General features: G+C 72.2%; 7 protein-coding genes. All 7 read left to right on the top strand.

From position 1 onward, the window contains the following. Positions 1-800 precede the first annotated feature (800 nt). Positions 801-1,874, top strand: coding sequence for a hypothetical protein (locus WMF36_RS47490; protein WP_437577492.1), 1,074 nt, complete (start codon positions 801-803; stop codon positions 1,872-1,874). 139 nt (positions 1,875-2,013) lie between these two features. Then, positions 2,014-2,610 (top strand): tRNA isopentenyl-2-thiomethyl-A-37 hydroxylase MiaE, encoded by a 597-nt coding sequence (gene miaE / locus WMF36_RS47485; RefSeq protein ID WP_437485105.1) that lies wholly within the window; start codon positions 2,014-2,016, stop codon positions 2,608-2,610. A 6-nt stretch (positions 2,611-2,616) separates the two neighbouring features. Then, positions 2,617-4,074 carry a hypothetical protein gene (locus WMF36_RS47480; protein WP_437577491.1) on the top strand — a complete coding sequence of 486 codons (1,458 nt, stop codon included), beginning with the start codon at positions 2,617-2,619 and terminating at the stop codon, positions 4,072-4,074. Between the two features lie 257 nt (positions 4,075-4,331). Next, the gene (locus tag WMF36_RS47475; RefSeq protein WP_437577490.1) at positions 4,332-4,808 is read left to right on the top strand and encodes an ATP synthase F0 subunit B; all 477 of its coding nucleotides are present in this window, start codon (positions 4,332-4,334) and stop codon (positions 4,806-4,808) included. Next, the gene (locus WMF36_RS47470) at positions 4,805-5,812 is read left to right on the top strand and encodes a F0F1 ATP synthase subunit B family protein (RefSeq protein ID WP_437577489.1); all 1,008 of its coding nucleotides are present in this window, start codon (positions 4,805-4,807) and stop codon (positions 5,810-5,812) included. Before WMF36_RS47475 ends, WMF36_RS47470 begins: the two co-directional genes overlap by 4 nt. Further along, positions 5,809-6,351: an ATP synthase F1 subunit delta gene (atpH, locus tag WMF36_RS47465; RefSeq protein ID WP_437577488.1), complete on the top strand. Its 543-nt coding sequence runs from the start codon at positions 5,809-5,811 to the stop codon at positions 6,349-6,351. The genes WMF36_RS47470 and atpH overlap by 4 nt, the downstream gene beginning before the upstream one ends. Before the next feature lie 116 nt (positions 6,352-6,467). Continuing rightward, positions 6,468-8,366: a F0F1 ATP synthase subunit alpha gene (gene atpA, locus WMF36_RS47460; RefSeq protein WP_437577487.1), complete on the top strand. Its 1,899-nt coding sequence runs from the start codon at positions 6,468-6,470 to the stop codon at positions 8,364-8,366.

The following is an 8,366-nucleotide window of genomic DNA, read 5'->3' as shown; positions in this document are numbered from 1 at the left end:
CGCTGCTCTGAAGTCCGCTCCACGAAAATAGGTTTCGGGGGCGACCGAAGAACCGTCGCCCCCAACTTATCCACAGGTCTCACAGCGAGGACTCGCCTCTAACTCCTGGAGATCTCTATGTTATTCTGAATGTAATCGAAGGGCGTGTCGACTTTTCAACAGTCCGCCCACGGCCGCTTCGCCCTCGGAAAATCGTCCGCATGCCTCCACAGAATGCGGGTCGATGGTACGGCCCCACTGCACCGGCGCTGGGCTCGGTCTCAGCCGAGCACGCCGATCGAGGTGGGGGTGCAACCGTCGCGTCGAGGTCCATTGCATTGGAAGACAGATCGGCACAGCCGTCCCCCATACCGCCTCACAGAGCTCGGTAGCCCGCAGCGCCCCTTTCGGAGCCACCCTTTGGAGGACCCGGTGCGGCACAGGACCGCCCCGAGGACGAATCCGAGGTAGCACCGGGTGAGTCCGGGCGTCTATCCCCAACTGCGAAACTTGATTCAAGTATCGAATATAACTGGTGTAAATTCAGTCCGTGGCGCACTGCGAAAACGGGTTCGCGTCCGCCCCGCTCTGGCCCTCGGACACAAGGCGCCAAAACTCCCGACGCGGGTCGGTGATTTTCACGACGCGCTCACGATGGCAGAGCAAAACCCGCTCATCTCGTCGTCAAGAGGCTGAAGGGGGCGGATTTTCCAGCTTTTTTAGGAATGCGGAGGTCGTCCAGCACAGAGCGACCGGCCGGGAGCCATTTTCGGGGGCCGAGAAGTTGCCCCCAGGGCCCCGGTCTGGGGTATGGCGAAGCGATGGCGTCGGGGATCCGGTTGACAAGGGGGGCACTCCTCGCTCATCGGCCGGAGCGGCCGTCGTGCCGGTCGGCGAGCTCCGCGCGGGCCAGGGCCTTCTCGGCAGCCGGCGCGCTCGCGCTGGCCGCGGCCGCGGGGCCGGCGGCGGCCGAGGAGCTGCCGCCCCAGCTCGCCTACGCCTACGGCGAGAGCGAGACGCCCCGCGCGGCGGCCCTCGGCGGCGCGCTGCGCGCCCTCGGGAACGGGACCTCGGCCGTCTTCCTGAACCCGTCCGCCATGGTGGAGACCCGCGTCTACCACCTCCAAGCGCTCTTCCAGGGCAGCCCGGAGGCCGGCCGGCACACCTACGGCGGCGTCGTCGTCGACTCGGTCACAGGGAAGCTCGCGGGGGCGATCTCCTTCGTGGGCGGCTTCGTCGACGGCGGCGGGATCGACCGTTCGTTCCTCGACGCGCGCGCGGCCCTCGCCTACCCCATCAGCGAGCGCCTCTTCGTCGGGGTCACCGGCCGCTACGCCAAGATCACGCAGGACGGGACGCTGCGCGAGGGGGGCCTCGGCGACAGCTACGTCTCGCGCGGGCTGCGTGAACGGGAAGACGGAAAGGTCGTCGGCCGGCACTCCTTCGTCGACGAGTTCACGTTCGACGCCGCCCTCACCGTCAAGGCGACCGACAACCTCTACATCGCGGCCGTCGGGCAGAACCTCTCCTACCCGGACCACGGGCTGCTCCCCACGACGGTCGGCGGCGGCATCGGGTTCGGCACCGACGACCTCTCGATCGAGGTCGACGGGCTCGCCGACCTCAACTCCTACCGCGACACCACCTACCGCCTCATGGCGGGCGGCGAGTACCTCGTCGCCGATCGCTTCCCGCTCCGCGCCGGCTACCGCTTCGACCAGGGCGCCGGCCAGCACGCGCTGTCGCTCGGCGCCGCCTACGTGGGCCCACAGTTCGCCGTCGAGGGCACCGTGCGGCGGGCGCTCGCCGGCGGCGGGCCCACCACGTTCGTGGTCGGGCTCTCGTACCACCTCGAATCGAGCGGGCTGACCCGAGCGACGTCCGACGGCTTCTAGTCCCGTCGTCCTGACGGCGCCTCCGGCGCGCGGCGGCGGGCGCGAGCGCGTCGCGCGGCCCGACCGCAGGCCGCCGCGCCCGCGTCGAGGCCCGCCTCCCCCTTCTCGCCGCGCCGCGCCTGCTCTAGGTCGGCCCTACGTGCTGTGCCTGACCCTACCGACCGATCCACGCTGGGCTGACGTGGCGCTCGCCGACCTGCCGGCGCTCCTGACCGACCACGCCCACTGCGAGATGAAGGCGGCGTCCAACGCCCTGTCCCTCGCCGCGCGCTGGCCGTCGATCCCGCGCCTCGCGCGGGCGCTCGTCGATCTCGCCGAGGAGGAGCTCCGGCACTTCCGCGCGCTGCTCGACGTGATCGAGCAGCGCGGCCTCGCGCTCGGCAAGCCGGAGACCGACGTCTACGCGAGCGAGCTGCGCAAGGCGGCCTCCAGCACCTGCGCGCGCAACGCGAAGGCCGCGCTCATCGATCGGCTGCTCGTCGGCGCCCTCATCGAGGCCCGCTCCTGCGAGCGCTTCCGGCTGCTCGCCGACGGGCTCGCGGCGCGCGCGCACGAGCTCGCGCCGCTCTACGAGGAGCTCTTCGCGTCGGAGGCCCGGCACTACCGGACCCTCGTCGACCTCGCCGTCGAGATCGCCGGCGACGAGGGCGCGACGCGGGGCCGGCTGGCCGAGCTCGCGCGCGCCGAGGGCGAGATCGCCGGGCGGCTCGGGACGGCACCCGCGGTGCACGGGTAGGTGAGCATGGACATCGATATGATCCGCCTCGATCAGGACGTCGCTCGGGCGGCGCGCGCGTGGCGCACGGCGCTCGGCGACCTCACCCGGCGCGGTCCGGCACCGCCCGCCGCCGACAAGGACAGCCCGAGCGCCGCCGAGGCGAGGGCCCGGCTCGAGAACCCGCTCGCTCCGTTCCGTCGCGTCAGCGCGCGGACGACCTACCTCGAGCTCACCGGCAAGACCCCCGGCCTCGGCGCGGAGCTCGGGCTCGCGAGCCCGGCGTCGCCCGCCGCGCCGGACCCGCTCGGCCTCGCCGCCCCGCTCGCGGACTGGGTCTGTCTGCTGACCCTGGAGCGGGTCATCTGGGCCGATCGCGTCCGGCTCGCCGCCGCATGGCACGCCGCGTCGCTCACGATCGACCTGCCCGAGCCGGCGCGCGTGTCGCCCCACGAGGCGCGGCTCCGGCTGCTCGCCGACCCGACCGACGCAGGACGGCAGACCTTCGCCGACGTGCTCGCCCGCGGATCCGGAGCGGTCGCCGACGCCGCCCGCGTCCTCGTCGAGCGGCGGCACGAGGCGGCGCGGCTGCTCGCGGAGGACGGCCTCCGCGCCATCGAGATCCCCTGCGATCCTCCGGGCGCCGCGCTCGGCGCCGCCGAGGCGCTGCTGCACCGGACCGAGCCCACGCTGCAGCCCGAGCCGACCTGGTACGGCGCGCTCGGACGCGCCGTGGGCCGGGACGCCGCGTCGGGGTGGCCCGCGCGGCTCAGCCCCCGGTGGATCGAGGACCTGTTCCGCCCGACGAAGCTCACCGAAGGCCTCGCGATCGATCTCGGACCGCTGCCGCGCCCGCTCGGCGCGGCCTCGTTCGCGCGCGCGCTCGCCCGCTTCGGCGCGGCGCTCGCGCTCGCCTCGGGGCGCGGACCGTTCGCGCTCGCCCACGCGCCGTTCGATCTACGGCGCGCGCGCCGCGCCGCGCTGTTCGGCGGCCTCGTCGCCGATCCCATCTTCTGCGCCCGCGCGCTCGGGCTCGGCCAAGGCCGCGCGCTCGATCAGGCGCGCGCGACCGCCCGCAGCCTCCTGCTCTCGCTCCGCCTCGACGCCGCGACCGTCGCGCTCGTGTTCCGCTCGGGCCAGGACGGAGACGGGCACGTGCTGCTCCGGGCCGCGCGCGACCGCAGGGATCGCTTCGAGGAGGCGACCGCGCGCGCGATCGGCGCGCCGATCCCGGGAGCGCTCGCCGGCGTCGTCCCGGCGCTCGATCCCGGCGCGGCCACCCGCCTCGCCGGGGCGCTCCTGGCCGCGCGCGATCGGCGCGACCTGATCGAGCGCTTCGACGAGGACTGGTTCCGCAATCCGCGCGCCGCCGAGGCCCTCCGCGACGAGGACAGCGCGCCGCGCTCGCCGACGTCGAGGCGCGCCGGCGAGGCCGATCTCGAGGCGGGCCTCGGCGAGCTCTTGCGGTCGCTCGCGAGCCTCTAGCCTGGCGTCTCCTCCCACGCGCGACGAACCGCGCGCGGCGAGGGACCTGCTCGCGCCGACGAGCGAGCGCGGCGCACGGCGAACGCCGGAGGTTCGCGAGCGCATCGCGCCTCGACGAGGCGGGCCCGGCCGCCCTGCCGAGAGCCCTTCCAGCTTTGACTGACACGTGCTAGGTGCCGGCTCGCGAAACCGCCCCTCCCGGGGGGCGCGCGGCGCGCAGCTCCCGTTGCGCCGCCCTCGTCGCCGAACAAGCACCCGTGAACCCGAACGCAATGCACCCTCTCCTCGCGTCCGGCGCCATCGCCGTCGACTTCGATCTGACGTTCCTTGCGCAGGTCGTCCTGTTCTCGACGTTCATCGTCGTGCTCAAGCCGCTGCTGTTCGATCCGCTGCTCCGCGTCTTCGAGGAGCGCGAGCGGCGCACCGACGGCGCCAAGCGGGAGGCGCGCGAGATGGACGAGCGCGCGGGCGAGCTGCTCACCCGCTACGAGACCGAGATCGAGAAGGTCCGGCGCGAGGCGGGGGTCGAGCGCGAGCGGCTCCGCGCCGAGACCGCGAAGATCGAGGCGCAGATCATGACCGAGGCCCGCGTCGAGACCGCGCGCATCCTCGAGGACGGCAAGGCGAAGATCGCGGCCGAGGTCGCCCGCATGCGCGGCGAGCTCACCGCCGCCCAGCCCGCGCTCGCGGCGGAGATCGCCGCCAGCATGCTCGGCCGCGAGGTGCGCCAGTGAAGAAGCCGCTCCGCCGCTCATCGCTCGCGCTCGGCCTGGCCGCGGCGCTCGCCGCGGGCACGGCCCTCGCGCAGCAGCCGGCCGCGCAGCCGGCGATGCCTCCCGGGCACCCGCCCGTCGGGGCCCAGCCGGCCCAGCCCGGGGCAGCCCAGCCGGGCTCGCCGCAGGTGCTGCCCCGCCCGCGGGATGCGCAGCCCGGCCGGCCGCTCGGCCCGGGCGGCCGCCCGCTCCCGCCTGGCCACGGGCTCCGGCCGCCGCAGGGCGGCATGCAGCGCGCGCGCCCGGCGCCGCCGCCTGCGCCCGCGGAGCACGCGTCGCACGGGGAGGAGCACTGCCCCGGGCACGGCCCGACGGATCCGCCGCCGCACGTCAACTGGTGGCAGGGGCTCATCGGCGTGAACAACGAGGCGGCCGCCAAGGGCGGCATCAACTCGCTGCTCTGGCGCTACAACAACGAGAAGAACCCCTGCGACCCGAAGAACCAGCCGCCGCCGTTCCTCGCCTCGGTCCTGAACGTCGGCCTGCTCGGGCTCATCCTCGTCCGCTTCGGGAAGAAGCCGATCGCCGAGGCGCTGAAGAAGCGCAAGCAGACGATCATGCAGGAGCTCGACAACGCGTCGCGCCTCAAGCAGGAGGCCGAGAAGCGGCTCGACGACTACGAGGATAAGCTCACGCGCCTCGAGGAGACGCTCGCGGAGCTCAAGGCCGAGCACGCGGCGCAGGCCGAGCTCGAGAAGGCCCACGTGCTCGCCGAGGCGGAGCAGCGCCGCGTCCGGATGCGGCGCGACGCCGAGTTCCGCATCGATCAAGAGCTCAAGTCGGCGCACGCCATGCTCCTCCAGGAGGCGGTGCAGAGCGCCGTCGCCGCCGCCGAGGCGCTGCTCCGGCAGCGCGTCGGCGCCGAGGACCTCGATCGGGCCAACGAAGAGTACCTGAAGGCCATCCCCGCGGCCGTCTCCGCCGGCGCGACCCGCGGGGCCCAGACCACCGGAGCAGCGATATGAGCTACGAGGCCGTCGCCCGACGCTACGGGCGCGCGATCTTCGAGATCGGCAAGGAAACCGGCACCCTGGCGGCCCTCGCCCGGGAGATCGGGGACGCCAGCGCGACGTACGCGGCGAGCGAGGAGCTCCGCCTGGTCCTCGACAACCCGCTCATCCCGGAGGCCCAGCGCGAGGAGGTGCTCCGCGAGATCGGCGCCCGCGCCGGCCTCTCGGACGTGACGAAGAACACCCTGCTCCTGCTCGCGCGTCGCCGGCGGCTCGCGGCGCTGCCCGAGATCGCCCGGCAGCTCGCGCTCCTCGTCGATCGAGAGCAGAACCTCGCCCGGGCCGTCGTCACGAGCGCGGGCCCGCTGAGCGACGGTTACCTCGACCGCCTCCGGGCCGAGCTCGAGAGGGCCACCGGCAGGAAGATCTCGGTCATCCACAAGCAGGATCCCTCGCTCATCGCGGGCGTGGTCACCCAGATCGACGATCAGGTGATCGACGGCAGCCTCCGGACCCGGCTGTCGACCTTCCGTGACAACCTGCTCCGAACCTGAGGGGGACGCGAGCACGCGCCCCTGTTTCACACGAGGTCGGGGCTCGGCGTTCGCCGCCCCCTTGCCTTGACGACGTTGATTCCGAAGCCCAAGCGTCTCCGGAAAGAGGACTCCGCATGCAGCTCCGCGCCGAAGAGATCTCTCAGATCATCAAGAAGCAAATCCAGAACATCGACAAGGCCGCTCAGGTCACCGAGACGGGCACCGTGCTCACGGTGGGCGACGGCATCGCCCGCGTACACGGCCTGAGCCGCGCGATGGCCGGCGAGCTCATCGAGTTCACCGGCTCGGACGGGGGCAGCCTGATGGGGCTCGTGCTGAACCTCGAGCAGGACAACGTGGGCGCCGCCCTCTTCGGCGACACGAGCATGATCAAGGAGGGCGACTCCGTGAGGCGCACCGGGCGCATCATGGAGGTGCCCGTCGGCGAGGCGACCCTCGGGCGCGTCGTCAACGCGCTCGGCATGCCGATCGACGGCAAGGGGCCGCTCGACACGAAGGAGCGCCGCCGCGTCGAGGTGAAGGCGCCCGGCATCATCCAGCGCCAGCCGGTCACCGAGCCGATGCAGACCGGCATCAAGGCGATCGACGCGATGATCCCTGTCGGCCGCGGCCAGCGCGAGCTCATCATCGGCGACCGGCAGGTGGGCAAGACCGCCGTCGCCGTCGACGCGATCCTCAACCAGAAGGGCAAGGGCGTCATCTGCGTCTACGTCGCGATCGGCCAGAAGCTGTCGACGGTGCGCCAGGTCGTGGACAGGCTCGATGCGCACGGCGCGCTGGAGTACACGATCATCGTCGCCGCGACGGCGAGCGAGACCGCGCCGCTCCAGTTCATCGCGCCGTACACCGGCGTGACCATCGGCGAGTACTTCCGCGACAGCGGGCGCCACGCGCTGTGCATCTACGACGACCTGTCGAAGCAGGCGGTCGCGTACCGCCAGCTCTCGCTGCTGCTCCGCCGCCCGCCGGGCCGCGAGGCGTACCCGGGCGACGTCTTCTACCTCCACTCCCGGCTCCTCGAGCGCGCGGCGAAGATGGCCGACATCTTCTACGTCGTGGCGAAGGGCACGAAGATCGAGGGCGGCGACCCGGCGTACCGCGGCGTCGACGGCAAGGCGCACGTCGGCGCGCACGGGATGCACCTGGCGAAGGACTCGCTCTGGAAGACGGTCGACGCGGCCGTCTTCGAGAAGCTCGAGCTCTCGCGCAAGGAAGAGAAGAAGGACGAGATCAAGAAGCTCGAGCAGCAGCTCTCGGACAAGGCGAAGGCGAGCGACTACGAGATCGTCCGCGATCCGAAGTCGGGCGGCTCGCTCACGGCGCTGCCGATCATCGAGACGCAGGCCGGCGACGTGTCGGCGTACATCCCGACCAACGTCATCAGCATCACGGACGGGCAGATCTTCCTCGAGGCCGACCTCTTCTACTCCGGCGTCCGCCCGGCCATCAACGTCGGCATCTCGGTCAGCCGGGTCGGCGGCAACGCGCAGATCAAGGCGATGAAGTCGATCGCCGGGACGCTCCGCCTCGACCTCGCACAGTACCGCGCCATGGCGGCGTTCTCCCAGTTCGCCTCGGATCTCGACGCGAAGACGCGCGCGCAGCTCGAGCGCGGCGCGCGCCTCACCGAGATCCTGAAGCAGGGTCAGTACGTGCCGCTCGCCGTCGAGAAGCAGATCCTCATCATCTACGCCGGCACGCAGGGCCTGCTCGACGACCTGCCGGTGAGCTCGCTCTCGCGCTTCGAGGACGAGCTCTACAAGTTCGTGGAGAGCAAGCACGCCCAGATCTTCACGGACATCCGGGAGAAGAAGGCCCTCGACGACGACCTCAAGTCCCGGATGACGAAGGCGATCGAGGCCTACAAGAAGCGGTTCGTGATGGACGCGAGCGGCGCGAACGCCGCGGGCGCCGCCGAGGCCGCGGACGAGGCGAGCGACGAGGACGAGCCGCCGGCGCCCAAGGCGAAGTCGAAGAGCGGGAAGAGCGCCTCGAAGGCCCAGGAAAAGTAG

The organism is Sorangium sp. So ce887, from assembly GCF_051521455.1.
Taxonomy (GTDB): Bacteria; Myxococcota_A; Polyangia; order Polyangiales; family Polyangiaceae; genus Sorangium.
This window is presented reverse-complemented; position numbering and strand designations above follow the sequence as displayed.

Excerpts from the sequence above, each read along its gene's own strand:
- WMF36_RS47490 (WP_437577492.1), top strand. The coding sequence starts at position 801 with ATGGCGTCGGGGATCCGGTTGACAAGGGGGGCACTCCTCGCTCATCGG.
- WMF36_RS47480 (WP_437577491.1), top strand. The coding sequence starts at position 2,617 with ATGGACATCGATATGATCCGCCTCGATCAGGACGTCGCTCGGGCGGCG.
- atpH (WP_437577488.1), top strand. The coding sequence starts at position 5,809 with ATGAGCTACGAGGCCGTCGCCCGACGCTACGGGCGCGCGATCTTCGAG.
- atpA (WP_437577487.1), top strand. The coding sequence starts at position 6,468 with ATGCAGCTCCGCGCCGAAGAGATCTCTCAGATCATCAAGAAGCAAATC.